The following is a 15,040-nucleotide window of genomic DNA, read 5'->3' on the forward strand; positions in this document are numbered from 1 at the left end:
GTACTACATTCGGAAATATTTTAAAATATATTAAGATGACAGCTAGCTCTAACTTCGGTAATGTGTTTAGCGTGTTAGTAGCAAGTGCTTTCATTCCTTTTTTACCGATGCTTGCCATTCATCTTTTAATTCAAAACTTACTTTATGATATTTCACAACTTTCTATTCCATGGGACAAAATGGATAAAGAGTTTCTAGAAAAACCACGAAAATGGGATACTGCAAACTTACGAAACTTCATTATTTGTATCGGCCCAATTAGTTCCGTATTTGATATTATCACATACGTAGTCATGTGGAATGTATTTGGTGCAAATACACCGAGCGAGCAATCATTATTCCAGTCCGGTTGGTTTGTCGTTGGATTGTTAACACAAACTTTAATTGTTCACATGATAAGAACACAAAAGATTCCATTTATTCAAAGCACTGCATCAACACCAGTCGTTTTATTAACCGCTCTTATTATGGCAATCGGGATTTATATTCCATTCTCACCACTTGGTGCAGCCGTTGGTTTACAAGCATTGCCACTTAACTACTTTCCTTGGTTAGTAGGAATACTATTAGGCTACGCTTTTTTAACACAATTCCTAAAAAAGCTTTATATTAAAAAGTTTCGTAGCTGGTTGTAAAAATAAGAATGAGTGGATATTCCCCGCTCATTCTAAAAGACATAACACATATTTATATATGGAGGTGACCATGATGGTATGGTACGACATTGTATTCAGATTAGTTATAGCAATTATTGTAGGAGCTTGCATTGGAATGGAAAGACAATGGAGACACAGAATGGCTGGGTTACGGACAAATGCTCTCGTATCACTTGGTGCCTGTATATTTGTTTTATTATCCGTCATGCTTGATCATGATGCTAGCCCATCCCGCATTGCTGCTCAAGTCGTTAGTGGCATTGGCTTTTTAGGGGGTGGCGTTATTATCCGCGATGGTTTTAGTATTAGAGGGCTAAATACGGCAGCTACTTTATGGTGTGCAGCTGCTGTCGGTACTCTTACAGGCGCCGGTTTCCTCGTTGCAGCTATATTAGGTACAGCCGGCGTGTTACTAGCAAATATACTCCTTCGCCCAATTGCTCTTTTTATGAATAAAAAATCAAAAAAGAATCACCAGAACAAACAAACTACTTACTTTCCCTTACTTGTTCAGAAGAAAATGAAGCACATATTCGTTTTTTACTTATGCATATGGTAAGTACAGAAGGGCTCGGTTTAAAAGAGTTGTATAGCGAAGACGTAGATTCTAATCGAAAGGTGTGTATACAGGCTACATTACATTGCAAGACAAATGCGGCTATCTTAATTGAAAAAATAGTAAGTAGAATGCTATTAGAATCTGGCGTTACTGCAGCTGGTTGGAAAACTTCATTAGATTTAGAAGCAAGTTAAAAATGAAAGGTGTCATGATTTTACTACTTCATGACACCTTCTACATAAACTTATTTTCTAACTTTTGTTGAAACGACTTCTCTTGCTTACGTAGTAGTTGACTACCTCGTTGTAAAATCGGTGTTCCATACTTATCATTAATTTGATCAATGACAGCAAGTAGTGGTTCTTTTTTCGCATCCTCTTCAAATGAAAACAAATCTAATTGTTTCACCGATTCTGTCTTCCACTCTATTTCAGTAGCTGTAACACCTAGTAAACGAACGGAATCACCATCCCAATGTTGCTTCCATAAACGGGATGCTGCTTGAAAAATATCACGTTCTTCCCAAATCGCATTTTTCAATTGCTTACTCCGTGTTACTGTTCGCCTATCATGGTATTTAATCATAATTTGAATATTATAGCTGACAAGGGTTCGCTTTTGTAATCTTTTACTCACTGATTTTGATAACCGTTCTAACATATCAAGTAATTCTTTCTCTTCATCCATATCCTTTGAAAAAGTCATCGAGTTACCGACACTTTTATGTTGGCCCATTTGACTCGGATCCACTTCCCTATCATCCGTACCTTTTGCACGCTTTTGTAAATCAATACCGTGCTTGCCAATTTTAGCGCGAATGATATGCTCGTCTCCCTTCGCTAACTGTTCAATTGTATGTATATGAATTTCATTTAATTTTTCAGCTGTTTTTTCTCCAATCCCATGCATTGCTTCAACTGGAAGTGGCCAAATCATTTCTGGAATATCACGTTTTCGAAGCACGGTAATACCGAGAGGTTTTTTCATATCAGAAGCTGTTTTTGCTAGGAAAAGATTTGGAGCGATTCCGATACTACACGGAAGCTGTAACTCTGTTAATAGTGCTTGTTGCATCATCTTTGCTATTTCAAGAGGCGAACCAAGTGCATAGCAATCTGTAATATCTAAATATCCTTCATCTATTGAGACTGGTTGTATCTTTTCTGTAAAACGGGAAAGGACTTGAAACATTTGAAATGAAGCTTCGCGATATAATGTGAAATTAGGACGCCTTACAACTAATTGCGGGCATAATCTTTTCGCTTCCCAAAGGGGCATCGTCGTACGTATTCCGTATTCTCTCGCCTCATAACTACATGTTATTATAATTCCTTTTCTCTCTTTTTCATTTCCAGCAACCGCTAATGGCTTTCCTTGTAATGATGGATCATGAGCAATTTCAACAGATGCGAAAAAGCAATTCATATCTACATGTAAAATAACACGACCATTTTTCGGATACATTTCTCGCATAGTACTCACCCCCTGATCAGAACGTTCGTTCTTTTATTATATCAAATTTTGCACAATAGTTATAATAATTACTTGTTCTTTTTTATAATCGATATAAAGAGGATATATATGTGAAAGGGGCTGATTATGATGAAATCAACTAATAAAGTGAAACTTTAATCAGTGGGGGGTTATTCATCCCCCACTGATTATTAGCCCTCACCAATTGGACTTTTACAAGCAGCCCGATCCCCACCTAACTTCTTTGCTTTCGCTGAATTTTGAGGTGGGGGGCTTACTGCCCGGCAAATAGCGGGCCAAACTCAACTATACATTCCTTGTAGTTATATTAATCATTGCAATTAATTATTTACTACTTCCGATTTTCAATATGAATACGTTAGGATTATTCCCTCGTCTAGTACATATAGCAACAACGTATATACTTCCATAGTTTTTCTTATATTGGCTTATACGTCTTGTCAAAGCAATCGAGTCAAAATAAAAAGCGTGTAAATCACAATTGATTTACACGCTTTTTCTATTCCATTACTTCGCTACTTCTTCAATAATTGCAACAACTAATTCTGCTGTTTTTGCTAACTCTTCAACAGGAATTTTCTCGTTTGTTGTATGAATTTCTTCATAACCAACTGCCAAGTTAACTGTTGGAATACCGTGTCCTGCAATTACGTTTGCATCACTTCCGCCACCACTTTGGTGAAGAGAAGGTGTACGACCAATTTTTTCAGCTGCACGTTTTGCAACTTCTACAACGTGATCGCCATCAGCAAATTTAAATCCTGGGTACATAACGTTTACTTCAACGTCTGCATGACCGCCCATTTCTTTTGCAGTTGTTTCAAATGCTTCTTTCATTTTCGCAACTTGTGCTTCCATTTTCTCATTGATTAACGAACGAGCTTCTGCAAAGATTTGTACATGATCGCAAACGATATTCGTTTGTGTACCACCTTCAAAACGTCCAATATTTGCAGTCGTTTCAGAGTCAATGCGACCAAGTGGCATCTTCGCAATTGCTTTCGCTGCGATAGTAATTGCAGATACACCTTTCTCCGGCGCTACACCAGCGTGAGCTGTTTTCCCGCGAATAATTGCGTTCACTTTCGCTTGTGTTGGAGCTGCAACAACGATTTCACCAACTTTTCCATCGCTATCTAATGCGTAGCCATATTTCGCTGTAATACGCTCACGATCTAAAGCTTTTGCACCAACAAGACCTGATTCTTCTCCGACTGTAATAATAAATTCAATTTTACCGTGAGGGATATTTTTCTCTTTTAAAACACGGATTGCTTCGAACATTGATGCTAATCCAGCTTTATCATCCGCACCTAAAATTGTTGTACCATCTGATACGATATATCCATCTTTAATAGAAGGCTTAATTCCATTACCAGGAACTACTGTATCCATATGAGAAGTAAAGTAAATTGTATCAACACCATCTTTTGTTGCTGGTAAAGTACAAATTAAGTTGCCTGCACCATGACCAGTTACAGCCATTGTGTCATCTTCAAATACTTCTACACCTAAATCTGTAAATTTCTTCGTTAATACTTTGCAGATTTCTGCTTCAAATTTCGTTTCAGAATCTACTTGTACTAATTCCATAAATTCATTTACTAAACGTTCTTGATTAATCATAAGACTGCGCCTCCTGCACTACCATTATGTATGTAACACTACTAATTATAACAGAATTTCGCAAAAGTTTCGAAATACAAGACAAAAAACAGATGGTTTACATGTCTAGATAACCATCTGCTTTCTATTACTCATTTAACAATACCCAGCGCATATGATCCTCCCACACGCCATTTACCATTAACATCTTCCTAGACACGCCTTCATATTGAAAACCTATCTTCGTCACCACTTGTATAGATGCTAAATTACGAGGCATAATCGGAGCTTCTATACGATGTAACTGAAATTCCTCAAAAGCAACTTGAATTGCTTTTCTAAGTGCTTCTGTCGTATACCCTTTGTTTAACTCTGCTTTATCTAATTTATAACCGAGTACACAAGATTGATAAATGCCACGAACGATTAAATTAAATGAAATACACCCAATTATTTTCGTATCATCACCCTTTTTAAAAATCCATAGTCTGATGATTTTCCCTTCTTCGAACTCTTTTCTATCCTTTTGCAACTTTTTCTTTTGATAATCTAGCGTAAAAAAATCATCCGGTCTATACTCTTCCCAAGCTTTTAAAAATTCACGATTTCTGTCGTAATATTGAAGAACTGTTTCAGCATACGACTCATCAATTTCCCTTAAGTATAAACGATCTGTTTCGTATATTTTCATCATCGTATCTCCATTCTTCAGCTTGCCCAACTAAAAATTAACAATATATCCTTTAACTATATTCTCTACACACTCTCAAATTTCCTGTTATATTTTGCAACCCCTTCTCGAATTTTGTCCTTACTCTCCCCTTGTCCATAATTTCATTTCTCGTTACAATGAAATTGTACTGATTTGCAAGGAGGTATAACGATGCATAAAAAAGCTCAAAAAATTATGGTTTATGTGATGCTAATTTCTATGCTTGTAACAACATTACTTGCTGGCGCGAGTATGTTTTGGTAAAAAGGGCGATGCGTTCGTCCTTTTTTTACTTTTTACACATGACAAAATAAACCATCTCGACATCGAGATGGTTTATTTTATATAAAACACAATCGCTACAATACTAAAGGAAAATGACATTACAAGTGCTATTACAAAACTTGTATATTGTTTCTGCTGAAATGCCCCAATAACAAAAGTGAGATTAAGTAATGCCATACATACAATCGCTACAAGATAAGAACATATATTAAAAGTTGCCAATATGAATGTAATAACAAATAGAAATCCCATAAAAAACTGCATATACGAAAGTTTTGGATTCAAGTACATATGAGCAACCCCTTTATCTAATTTTATCTTTCTATACTTTCATTAACGCATGGTTATGTACACATGTCAAGACAACTTATTACAATAGAAAAAGCCAACCTTTTCGTTGGCTTTTTCATATGCAACGGCTCCTTTTTCTTTTGCCAATTGCTGAAATGATTTTTTCGATTTCACAATCCATACTTTCGTTCCAATTGGAATACGATCAAACAAATATTCCACATCGTTTTTCTTCATTCTTATACATCCTTGTGAAATATACTTTCCAATTGAACTCGGTTGGTTTGTTCCATGTATTCCATATTTACTTCCATCAGTTCCTCTTGCATTAAATCCAATCCACCTTGATCCAAGTGGATTTTTTGGCGATCCACCTGGAATATCCTTCGCAATGTAATATGGATCCTTCGCTTTCATTACAACATCAAAAGTTCCTTCTGGAGTTAATTCATTCGTTTTCCCTGTCGCTACTGGAAAAACCTTTTGAATCTTTCCATCGTCAATGTAAGCTAATTTATTCGTTGCTTTATTTACAATAATAAAAGGATCTCCGGCACGTGGATTATCCCCAAGAGGCCAAAGCGGCGATAAAGAAAGACATAATATGATAGAGAGAAGATACGGCATAGATAATTCCTACCTTCTATATAAGTTCTTTTATATTATCCTTTCCCTTAAAGCGACTTTTAATGAGTAAATATTGTTCCATTTCATACACAAGTTGAACAAGTTTCGCACGTATCTCAAATTCTTCGCGTGTAGCTGGCAATGGCATGTCTCTAAATAATTCCCTCATTTCTTGAAGCTGCCTTAAGGAAATAACGCCTGTACTCTCAGGGCTAATAGCATTACCAATGTTTTCAACAACATCTGCAATCATGTCAGCTTGTTCATACGTCCACGATAAAGAAGCTGCTAGTGGTATCATTCGCTCTAAAATTTCGAATTGTTGCATACGCATATTAAAATAACGATAGTAATAATCATCTTCTCGCATAAATGCATTCTCAAGTTTTTTAAACGATAAATCTCTTGCTTCATTTAACATATTCTCGGTTTCAATGAGTTCTGCTCCACTCCAACTACTTTCTCGATTTCGTAAATACACAACCATTTCAAACAAAATCGTTTTAAAATTACTCTCTATTTTATCCTGATACTCTTTTAGCTTATTTTCACTACTCGGCATATACATATTTACTAATAACGCCACGCTAATTCCTATCGTTAATATAGCAATTTCATTTCCAACTATAAGCCATGTAATTTGCTTCAATGAATATAGATGCATAACAATAACTGAACTCGTGACAATACCTTCTTGAATTTTAAGCATTACTGCAGTCGGAATAAATGTAAGTAACAATATGCTAATTGCAAGTGGTGTATAGCCGATCGTTTCAAAAATACAAAACGCGAATACCATTGATAATACACACGCTAGAAAACGATGTAACGACACTTGAAGCGATTTGCGCTTCGTATTTTGTACACATAAAATAACTAAAATACCTGCTGAACTATAAAATTCTAATCCTAATAACTGAGCAATAAAAACTGCCGCGCCTGTCCCTATTGCTGTTTTTACTGTACGGTATCCAATTTTGAACATATCATTGCTCCTATATGTATAAACGTATTTACAGCTAGTATAAAAAAAGGATGACACAATGTCATCCTTTTCTACTTATTATTCACATAACCTTTTCATATTACAATATTTTTTGTAAAAATTGTTGCGCACGTTCACTTTTCGGCGCTGCAAAAAATTCTTCTGGCGCACTATCTTCTACAAGCTTTCCTCCGTCCAAGAAAAGAACACGATCTGCCACTTCTTTTGCAAAGCCCATTTCATGTGTAACGATAGCCATCGTCATTCCTGTGGTAACTAACGATTTCATAACTTCTAACACTTCTTTCACCATCTCTGGATCTAGCGCCGATGTCGGTTCATCAAATAACATAACTTCCGGTTCCATCGCTAACGCTCTTGCAATTGCTACACGTTGCTTTTGTCCTCCCGACAAACGATTCGGATACGTATTTTTTTTATCTACTAATCCAACCTTTTCTAAAAGTTTCTCAGCTTTCTTTTCAGCTTCTTGCTTCGTTACCCCTTTTACATTGATAGGAGCATACGTAATATTTTCTAATACAGTCATATGAGGAAATAAGTGAAAATGCTGAAATACCATACCGACATTTTCACGAACATGCATAACATTCGTTTTCGGATTCGTTACTTCTTCCGTTCCAATCCAAATGTGACCATCCGTTGGTGCTTCTAACATATTCATACAACGTAAAAATGTTGATTTTCCTGATCCAGAAGGTCCTATAATTGCAACTACTTCCCCTTTTTCAATCGTTGTTGTAATTCCTTTTAATACTTCGTTTTTACCAAATGATTTATGAAGGTTTTCAATTTTAATCACTTTTCTTCATTCTCCCTTCAATTGCCTTCCCGACTAATGTAAGAATAATGACTAACATATAATAAATCAGTCCAACAAAAAGTAATGGTTCAAGATATTTAAATGTCTCACCGCCTACGATGTAAGCACGACGCATTAAATCAGTCGCGCCTATTACTGTTACTACAGCCGATTCTTTCGTAAGTGTCGCAAATTCGTTCACAAGAGCTGGTAATATATTTTTTAATGCTTGAGGGAAAATAATATTTCTCATCATTTTTCCGTACGGTATCCCTAAAGCCATCGCTGCTTCTGTTTGTCCTTTATCAACTGCTTGAATACCAGCACGAATCACTTCTGACATGTATGCACCTGAATTCAAGCTAAATGCAAGTACAGCTGCTAAGAATGCTGGTATTTCATAACCAATTATTTGCGGGACGCCGAAATAAATAATCATTAATTGCAATACAAGTGGTGTACCACGAAAAATTGATGTATAAAAATCTGCTGCTATATTTAACGCTCGTATTCTAGCAATTTTACAAAGTGCTAATAATGTTCCTAAAATAAATCCTGCTAAAGCTGATACTGCTACAATTTTCAAAGTAACTTCTAAACCTTTTAGTATATATGGTATCGAAGGCGTAATCGCCGAAAAATCTAAGTTCATCCTTTTCATTCCCCTCAAAGAAAAGTGAAAGGCAGCTTATTTTTCGCTGCCAAACCATTTCTTCACTAATTTATCCATTTCTCCATTTTCTTGCATTTTTTTAATTACTTTATTAAATTCAGCTGTTTTATCACTATTTTTCGGAAGGGCAATTGCTGCTCCAACTTCTTCTGGCGCTTCTTTAATTTCAATTCCTTTTAAATCTTTCATTTTCTCTAAATAATTTTTAGCAACTGTGTCTTCTATAATTGCAGCGTCAAAACGACCAGCTTTAATTTCTTGTACGATTTCTGGTATACGGTCACGTCCCTCAACTTGGAAATCTACTTGTTTTTTAAATTCTGCTGCTTTCTCTTCTTGAATAGATCCTGTTTGTACTCCTACTTTTTTCCCTTTTAAATCCTCTACAGATTTAATATTAGAATCCTTTTTAGAAACGACCATATTTTTCGCAACAAAATAAATATCTGTAAAATCAACATTATTTTTACGCTCTGCAGTTGGCGTCATACCTGCCATTACGAAATCAACTTTTCCTGAACTAAGAGATGCTAATAAACCACCAAAATCCATATCTTTCACTTTCACTTCATACCCAAGTTCTTTTCCGATATATTTAGCAACATCAACATCAAAACCAATAATTTCATCACTTTTTGAAGCTTCCACGTATTCATATGGTTTATAATCTGCTGAAGTCCCCATTACGAGTACTTTCTTATTTCCTTTTGTTTCTTTCGATTCCCCATTACTACAAGCGCTGAATATACTTACAATTAAAATAAGTGCAAACGATATTGATAATAACTTCTTCATCTTTCTTCCCCCTAATAATGTATATTTAAAAGTTTAATAGAATATTTATTCGATGTTTGTATTGTATCAGCACTTTTATTTTTATGCAATATATAAAATAAAAATAAATAAAATAACAATATAAACGCTTTTTGTCGTGTATAAAATAATGCATAAAATAACATAACTATGCATATCTCAGAAATTAAAATAATAAATAAAAAAGGCGGCACATCCACTTGATTGTGGACGTGCCGCCTTTTTTATTATTTTTTATAGTTCTTCACAATTCTCTTCGAAATACGATTGTAGTTTTGCAATAACTTGCATCGGTTCATGACCTTCAATTTCATGACGCTCTACCATCGTTACAATTTTTCCATCTTTTAATAAAGCAAATGATGGAGAAGAAGGTGGGTACCCTTCGAAATATTCACGCGCTCTTGCTGTCGCTTCTTTATCTTGACCTGCAAACACCGTTACAAGGTGGTTAGGACGTTTATCATAATGTACGGAATGCGCAGCAGCAGGACGAGCGATACCACCTGCACAACCACATACAGAGTTTACCATTACAAGTGTTGTTCCATTTCTTTTAAACGCTTCTTCTACCGCTTCCGGCGTCGTCAATTCTGTATATCCAGCAGAGACAATCTCTTCACGCGCTTGGCGGACAACATCATTCATAAAAAAGTTAAAATTAATCACTCTTTTCCCTCCTCTAAAACTACCTATTTGTATCTTACCAGTTAATGTTTATGAAATACAAGTAAGTTTACTTGTATTTAAGTATAGAAAAGGTGTTAGAGCACTTGCTCTAACACCTTTTCTTTAATGACCACGATGTTTTTGCTTTGCTTTTTGTACTTTAATTAAACGTCTTCTTTCTTTTTCAGCTTCTCGCTTCTCCTTAGACTGCACTTTCTTTTCTTGTTTATGCAATTCATAAGATAAACTAATCGCCTCTTGCGCCTTAGTAAAACGTTTAACATTTGTTTCTTTTGCTGCTTGTCGTATGATACGCTTTATATTTTTAGGACGCTGTTTTTCTTTAACTTCTACACCACATTTTGCAAAATGCTGAAAATGCTCTAAAAGTGAACCATTCACAAACATAAGCACTTCTTCATCTGACGGTTCCGCTCCAAAAATATACCTCGCTCCATACAATTTCCCTTGTTCTTTGCATGTAATAATTCCAACAAAAAATTGGCCATCATGATATACTGTCAACTCCATTGACAGCCCCTCCTTTAAAAAATTAGAAATACGGGACATCCCGGAGGGGAAGGTTACTGACATGAAATCATGCGTCTGGACTACCAACCAGAGCTGTGTTTTTGTATTTCTTTCACTTTTATTATATCTTTTTTTCCATAATCTTCATATATTCAGCAATCATTTTTTTATGCGATCCCACAATATAGTCAGGTAGTTCTGTTACTGAAAAGAATTTAAGCTGAACTGCTTCTTCTTTATTCATAACAAAATCCCCTTCGTATTCATCCGTATAATAGGCGGTTGTTACAGATTGAAATTCATCACCGTTTGCTAATTTTGTAAAGTAGTTCGCTCCAGAAAATACATTGATTAGTCGCAAGTTCTTCACTTTTATTCCTGTCTCTTCATATACTTCACGATAAGCTGTTTCTTCTGGTGATTCACTAAGCTCCATTAGCCCGCCAGGTAGCCCCCATTTTCCGTACGGCTCTGTCCGCTGCTGCAATAAAACATAACCATTTTCATTTATAACGAGTACAACAGCACCAACTAAAATTAAAGGGCGATGACCAACTATTTTTCGTAATTCTTCTACATATCCCACCGTATCGCCTCCTTTTTCGTTGTCCACACTATTGTATCATATGTACAAAACGACAAAATGCGTATATTTTTCATTTTTTTAACAAAATATTTATTTTATGTGATTCATCTACTGTAGCTAACATAATGGATTCAATTTCCGCACTCTTCTCTAAAAACTCTTTTGCCTACTCTTCTGTTTTTCCTATTAAAGCGAGAACGTCCTGTTGAATCCTTCCATTTTTCACTAAAATGAAAGAAACTGGAGACCTTCTCCCCGCCACTTTTAGATCCCGCCGAGAAGCTGCTTCATATTCTGGATACTGAAATATAGAAACAACGCCACTCGCTTCCCATAATGCTAATTTAACCGTTTGAATATCGCTCACATTTCGCATGCGAAGTTCCGAAAATAAATATTCCGCCGTAATTCTCGCCTTTTTCAAATTGCTAAAATCAATGGAACCATTGTGTATAAGAATGATAGGTGCTGGCTCTAAAAAGCGTCTCCATCTATCCCATTTCAGCATTAAAACTGAGCTTATAATATGAAGTACAACGAGTATGAACGTTGTAATCATCGAGCCCAGTAACCCTACTTTTTCATCAGACAATGCGTTAGAAATATTCCCACCAAGCAATAACACTAATACAACATCTAAAAAACGAAGTTGTGCGATAGACCTTTGCCCCATCGCTTTCGCAACTAATATTAAAAATATGTATGCTATAATAGCCCGAATAACCCATTCACTATTAGAAAGATGCCGTGCTCCTTCAAAAATATGCATATGCATCAATTTGCACTCCTTACCCGTCTCAAACTGCTATCCTGTTTTAGTTTGCAACGTTTATGAGCATATATGTAAAAAAGCTGATTCGTTTAAAAACGAACCAGCTTTTTTTACTTAACTGAAAACATATATTTTTTATAAGTTTTCCGTACCGATAGTATGAGCCCCATCATAATCATATTCGAGAATAAGGAACTTCCCCCATACGATAAGAAAGGTAATGCAATACCTTTTACAGGCATTAATCCAACGATCATACCGATGTTTTGGAATATTTGAACTGTTAATATACCAATCGATCCAGCGCATAATAATGTACCAAATAAATTATCAGCGGAATAACCAATAATAATTGTTCGATATAGTAGTAATAGGAACAAGAAGACAACTAACGCTGCTACGATAAACCCACCTTCTTCGGCAATTGTAGCGAAAATAAAGTCAGTATGCTTCTCTGGGATATAGACGCTTCCTCCCCCAAACCCTTTACCTTCCATTCCTCCACTACCTACAGCTAAAATCGATTGTTGCGTTTGGTAACCTTGATCTGCATTTTCAAATGGATTTAACCAACCTACAATACGCGACTGTTGGTGAGGTTTTAGTAAAGTAACTAAATTATTATAGAAAAAATCTTGATACTTAAAGAAAATAAATATTAAAGCAGATAATATGGTCAACGGAATAACTGTACATAATGCTATCAATTTCTTTTGTATACCTGACATAAATAAAATACATGCAATTGCAGCAGCATATAAGAACACCATACCTGTATCCGGTTGACTATATACAACCGCCATAGGCGGAAGTGACACTAGCATAATTTTACCTACTAGCTTTAAATCTGTTTGGAATGTCCTTGCCATATACTGTGCATTATGTTTCACTGCTATACTCGCTACTACAAGAAGCAATGCAATTTTGAAAAACTCAGACGGCTGAATTTGTCCAAATACTGGGAAAACAAACCATCTTTTTGCACCTAATTTTTCAGGTGTAAAACCTGATGGTGGTAATACTTTCAAAAGAATAAGTGAAGCAAACCCAGCAATATAAAGCGGCCAAGACAATTTTTGCAACTGATCTAAGTCAATGCTAGCAATAAGAAGTAACAATACAACCCCAATTATGTAGTTAATCCCCTGCTTCATAGCAAAGTTTGCAGCTCCATACTGTCCCGTTTGCTGACTGCTATATATAGCAGCTATACTCGTCACACATAGTGCACACAAAATTAAAATTAATTTTACATCTAAACTTTTTAGAAACTCGGTACTTCTTTTCATGACATCCTCCTGAAACATTGTTACAGCAAAATAAAAAACCAGGAGTCAACATTCTTCATGTTTTGACGACTGATTACACATTATCTATAAAACACTTATATAGAATAACTCTCTTTTTCATACAATACAATATATTATACTACAGTTTCATCAGTAAGATTTGCCAAAAAAATTATTCTTTTCTTATTTTATATCCATATACCATATATCAGCAATGTATTTTCGTAAATTCCTAATACATAATCGTTTATTGTAAGATTACTGGGAAAGGTATTTATACATATAGTAGGATGTAGATGAAGAAATAAGACGATAAAAAGCTCGCATAAGCGAGCTTTTTATTAATATACAGATGTATTGTTTTCTGACATGTTTTCTAAAATTTCTTTAACACGTCCTAAGAACTTACCACAGATTAAACCATCAAGTACGCGGTGATCAAGTGATAAACATAAGTTAACCATGTCACGAGCACCGAACATACCATTATCCATAATTACTGGGCGTTTTACAATTGATTCAACTTGTAAAATAGCCGCTTGTGGGTAATTAATAATACCCATAGATTGAACAGAACCGAATGATCCTGTGTTATTAATTGTAAATGTTCCACCTTGCATTTCGTCTGCTTTTAGCGATTTCGTGCGTACTTTTCCTGCAAGTTCTGTAATTTCACGAGCGATACCTTTAATTGTTTTCTCGTCCGCTTGCTTAATTACTGGTACAAATAATTCTTCCTCTGTTGCAACAGCGATAGAAAGGTTAATATCTTTCTTCTGAACAATTTTATCGCCAGCCCACATTGAATTAATTTGAGGATACTCTTTTAACGCTTGTGCCACTGCTTTTACGAAGAAAGCAAAGAACGTTAAGTTAAAGCCTTCACGCTTCTTAAAGTCACCTTTAATTGAGTTACGGTATGACACAAGGTTTGTCACATCTACTTCAATCATCATCCAAGCGTGTGGTGCTTCGTGTTTACTGCGTAACATGTTTGCTGCGATTGCTTTACGCACACCTGTTACTGGAATTTCGATATCTCCAGGCATTGTAGGTACAGAAACTGGTTTCGCAGCTTCTACTTTTTGCGCTACTGGTGCTGCTTTTGGTGCTTCTGGGCGAGCTTCTACTACTACCGCTACAGCTTCCTCTTTCTTCGCACCTGCTTGTGGAATATTTCCAGATTCCACTAGCTTTAAAATATCTTTACGAGTGATACGGCCGTTTGCTCCCGTACCCTCTACTAGATCTAAATCAACGTTATGCTCACCCGCAAGTTTTAACACAGCTGGTGAAAAACGTGGTTTTCCATCAGTTGGTTGTTTTACTTTCGGTGCTTTTTCAGGCGTAATTGCTGCTGCCTTTGGTTCTTCTTTCGTTTTTTCCTCAACAGCTGTTGCTGCTACTTCGTCTGCGCCTTCTACTTGAATCACACAAACTACTTCACCTACAGCTAACGTATCACCTTCACCAGCGATTAACTCTTTCACAATACCAGTGAAAGAAGATGGTACTTCAGCATTTACTTTATCAGTCATTACTTCTGCAAGCGGATCATACTTGTTTACGTGATCGCCAACATTAACGAGCCATTTACTAATTGTGCCCTCTGTAACGCTCTCCCCGAGCTGAGGCATTGTAATATTTTCTACAGCCATGTATAGTCCCCC

The 15,040-nt window shown here is 35.9% G+C and carries 16 protein-coding genes and 2 pseudogenes; 3 read left to right on the forward strand and 15 right to left on the reverse strand.

Annotated elements, in window-relative coordinates; translation table 11 throughout:
• Together MR167_RS18015 and MR167_RS18020 are read left to right on the forward strand one after the other, a co-directional pair.
• The coding region (locus MR167_RS18015; RefSeq protein ID WP_242315174.1) for a cation transporting ATPase C-terminal domain-containing protein at positions 1-635 on the forward strand (635 nt) is incomplete at its 5' end.
• Between the two features lie 73 nt (positions 636-708).
• Positions 709-1,409, forward strand: a pseudogene (locus MR167_RS18020) (MgtC/SapB family protein).
• A 40-nt stretch (positions 1,410-1,449) separates the two neighbouring features.
• Here MR167_RS18020 and MR167_RS18025 read toward each other — a convergent pair.
• The 3 genes from MR167_RS18025 to MR167_RS18035 all read right to left on the reverse strand — a co-directional run bounded on the left by MR167_RS18025 (position 1,450) and on the right by MR167_RS18035 (position 5,008).
• A complete protein-coding gene (locus MR167_RS18025; RefSeq protein WP_001208861.1) occupies positions 1,450-2,688 on the reverse strand; it encodes a DNA polymerase IV in 1,239 nt (412 codons plus the stop codon).
• A 528-nt stretch (positions 2,689-3,216) separates the two neighbouring features.
• Positions 3,217-4,335 (reverse strand): tripeptidase T, encoded by a 1,119-nt coding sequence (locus MR167_RS18030; protein WP_000609803.1) that lies wholly within the window; start codon positions 4,333-4,335, stop codon positions 3,217-3,219.
• Between the two features lie 127 nt (positions 4,336-4,462).
• The gene (locus MR167_RS18035; protein ID WP_061666307.1) at positions 4,463-5,008 is read right to left on the reverse strand and encodes a GNAT family N-acetyltransferase; all 546 of its coding nucleotides are present in this window, start codon (positions 5,006-5,008) and stop codon (positions 4,463-4,465) included.
• Between the two features lie 189 nt (positions 5,009-5,197).
• Between MR167_RS18035 and prli42 the strand changes: the two genes are divergently transcribed.
• Positions 5,198-5,290: a stressosome-associated protein Prli42 gene (gene prli42 / locus MR167_RS18040; RefSeq protein ID WP_000549037.1), complete on the forward strand. Its 93-nt coding sequence runs from the start codon at positions 5,198-5,200 to the stop codon at positions 5,288-5,290.
• Positions 5,291-5,362: 72 nt separating this feature from the next.
• Here prli42 and MR167_RS18045 read toward each other — a convergent pair whose 3' ends face one another.
• The 12 genes and pseudogenes from MR167_RS18045 to MR167_RS18100 form a co-directional block, all read right to left on the reverse strand.
• Entirely contained in the window at positions 5,363-5,602 is a 240-nt protein-coding gene (locus MR167_RS18045; protein WP_000281167.1) for a DUF3894 domain-containing protein, read from the reverse strand.
• A 66-nt stretch (positions 5,603-5,668) separates the two neighbouring features.
• Positions 5,669-6,229, reverse strand: a complete 561-nt coding sequence (locus tag MR167_RS18050; RefSeq protein ID WP_242315176.1) for a L,D-transpeptidase — start codon at positions 6,227-6,229, stop codon at positions 5,669-5,671.
• A gap of 16 nt (positions 6,230-6,245) precedes the next feature.
• On the reverse strand, positions 6,246-7,214 hold the full coding sequence (locus tag MR167_RS18055; RefSeq protein ID WP_000472671.1) for an aromatic acid exporter family protein: 969 nt from the start codon (positions 7,212-7,214) through the stop codon (positions 6,246-6,248).
• Between the two features lie 100 nt (positions 7,215-7,314).
• The gene (locus MR167_RS18060; RefSeq protein ID WP_000590203.1) at positions 7,315-8,037 is read right to left on the reverse strand and encodes an amino acid ABC transporter ATP-binding protein; all 723 of its coding nucleotides are present in this window, start codon (positions 8,035-8,037) and stop codon (positions 7,315-7,317) included.
• On the reverse strand, positions 8,030-8,689 hold the full coding sequence (locus MR167_RS18065) for an amino acid ABC transporter permease (protein ID WP_001046915.1): 660 nt from the start codon (positions 8,687-8,689) through the stop codon (positions 8,030-8,032). The genes MR167_RS18060 and MR167_RS18065 overlap by 8 nt, the downstream gene beginning before the upstream one ends.
• A gap of 36 nt (positions 8,690-8,725) precedes the next feature.
• Entirely contained in the window at positions 8,726-9,505 is a 780-nt protein-coding gene (locus MR167_RS18070) for a transporter substrate-binding domain-containing protein (RefSeq protein WP_000735462.1), read from the reverse strand.
• A 252-nt stretch (positions 9,506-9,757) separates the two neighbouring features.
• Positions 9,758-10,171: a BrxA/BrxB family bacilliredoxin gene (locus MR167_RS18075; protein WP_001979317.1), complete on the reverse strand. Its 414-nt coding sequence runs from the start codon at positions 10,169-10,171 to the stop codon at positions 9,758-9,760.
• A 144-nt stretch (positions 10,172-10,315) separates the two neighbouring features.
• Positions 10,316-10,723: a YjdF family protein gene (locus MR167_RS18080; RefSeq protein ID WP_065229329.1), complete on the reverse strand. Its 408-nt coding sequence runs from the start codon at positions 10,721-10,723 to the stop codon at positions 10,316-10,318.
• Positions 10,724-10,844: 121 nt separating this feature from the next.
• Complete coding sequence (locus MR167_RS18085) at positions 10,845-11,309, reverse strand: NUDIX hydrolase (protein WP_000542551.1); 465 nt, start codon at positions 11,307-11,309, stop codon at positions 10,845-10,847.
• Between the two features lie 70 nt (positions 11,310-11,379).
• Positions 11,380-12,084: pseudogene (locus tag MR167_RS18090) on the reverse strand (DUF421 domain-containing protein).
• Between the two features lie 107 nt (positions 12,085-12,191).
• Positions 12,192-13,370, reverse strand: coding sequence for an FtsW/RodA/SpoVE family cell cycle protein (locus tag MR167_RS18095; RefSeq protein WP_000831177.1), 1,179 nt, complete (start codon positions 13,368-13,370; stop codon positions 12,192-12,194).
• Between the two features lie 341 nt (positions 13,371-13,711).
• Entirely contained in the window at positions 13,712-15,028 is a 1,317-nt protein-coding gene (locus MR167_RS18100; RefSeq protein ID WP_000257646.1) for a dihydrolipoamide acetyltransferase family protein, read from the reverse strand.
• Positions 15,029-15,040: the final 12 nt, after the last annotated feature.

The organism is Bacillus cereus group sp. BfR-BA-01355, assembly GCF_022663675.1.
Lineage (GTDB): Bacteria > Bacillota > Bacilli > Bacillales > Bacillaceae_G > Bacillus_A > Bacillus_A thuringiensis_S.

Coding starts and splice junctions, on each gene's coding strand:
- MR167_RS18025 (WP_001208861.1), bottom strand. CDS start 2,688: ATGCGAGAAATGTATCCGAAAAATGGTCGTGTTATTTTACATGTAGAT.
- MR167_RS18030 (WP_000609803.1), bottom strand. CDS start 4,335: ATGATTAATCAAGAACGTTTAGTAAATGAATTTATGGAATTAGTACAA.
- MR167_RS18035 (WP_061666307.1), bottom strand. CDS start 5,008: ATGATGAAAATATACGAAACAGATCGTTTATACTTAAGGGAAATTGAT.
- prli42 (WP_000549037.1), top strand. CDS start 5,198: ATGCATAAAAAAGCTCAAAAAATTATGGTTTATGTGATGCTAATTTCT.
- MR167_RS18045 (WP_000281167.1), bottom strand. CDS start 5,602: ATGTACTTGAATCCAAAACTTTCGTATATGCAGTTTTTTATGGGATTT.
- MR167_RS18050 (WP_242315176.1), bottom strand. CDS start 6,229: ATGCCGTATCTTCTCTCTATCATATTATGTCTTTCTTTATCGCCGCTT.
- MR167_RS18055 (WP_000472671.1), bottom strand. CDS start 7,214: ATGTTCAAAATTGGATACCGTACAGTAAAAACAGCAATAGGGACAGGC.
- MR167_RS18065 (WP_001046915.1), bottom strand. CDS start 8,689: ATGAACTTAGATTTTTCGGCGATTACGCCTTCGATACCATATATACTA.
- MR167_RS18070 (WP_000735462.1), bottom strand. CDS start 9,505: ATGAAGAAGTTATTATCAATATCGTTTGCACTTATTTTAATTGTAAGT.
- MR167_RS18075 (WP_001979317.1), bottom strand. CDS start 10,171: ATGAATGATGTTGTCCGCCAAGCGCGTGAAGAGATTGTCTCTGCTGGA.
- MR167_RS18080 (WP_065229329.1), bottom strand. CDS start 10,723: ATGGAGTTGACAGTATATCATGATGGCCAATTTTTTGTTGGAATTATT.
- MR167_RS18095 (WP_000831177.1), bottom strand. CDS start 13,370: ATGAAAAGAAGTACCGAGTTTCTAAAAAGTTTAGATGTAAAATTAATT.
- MR167_RS18100 (WP_000257646.1), bottom strand. CDS start 15,028: ATGGCTGTAGAAAATATTACAATGCCTCAGCTCGGGGAGAGCGTTACA.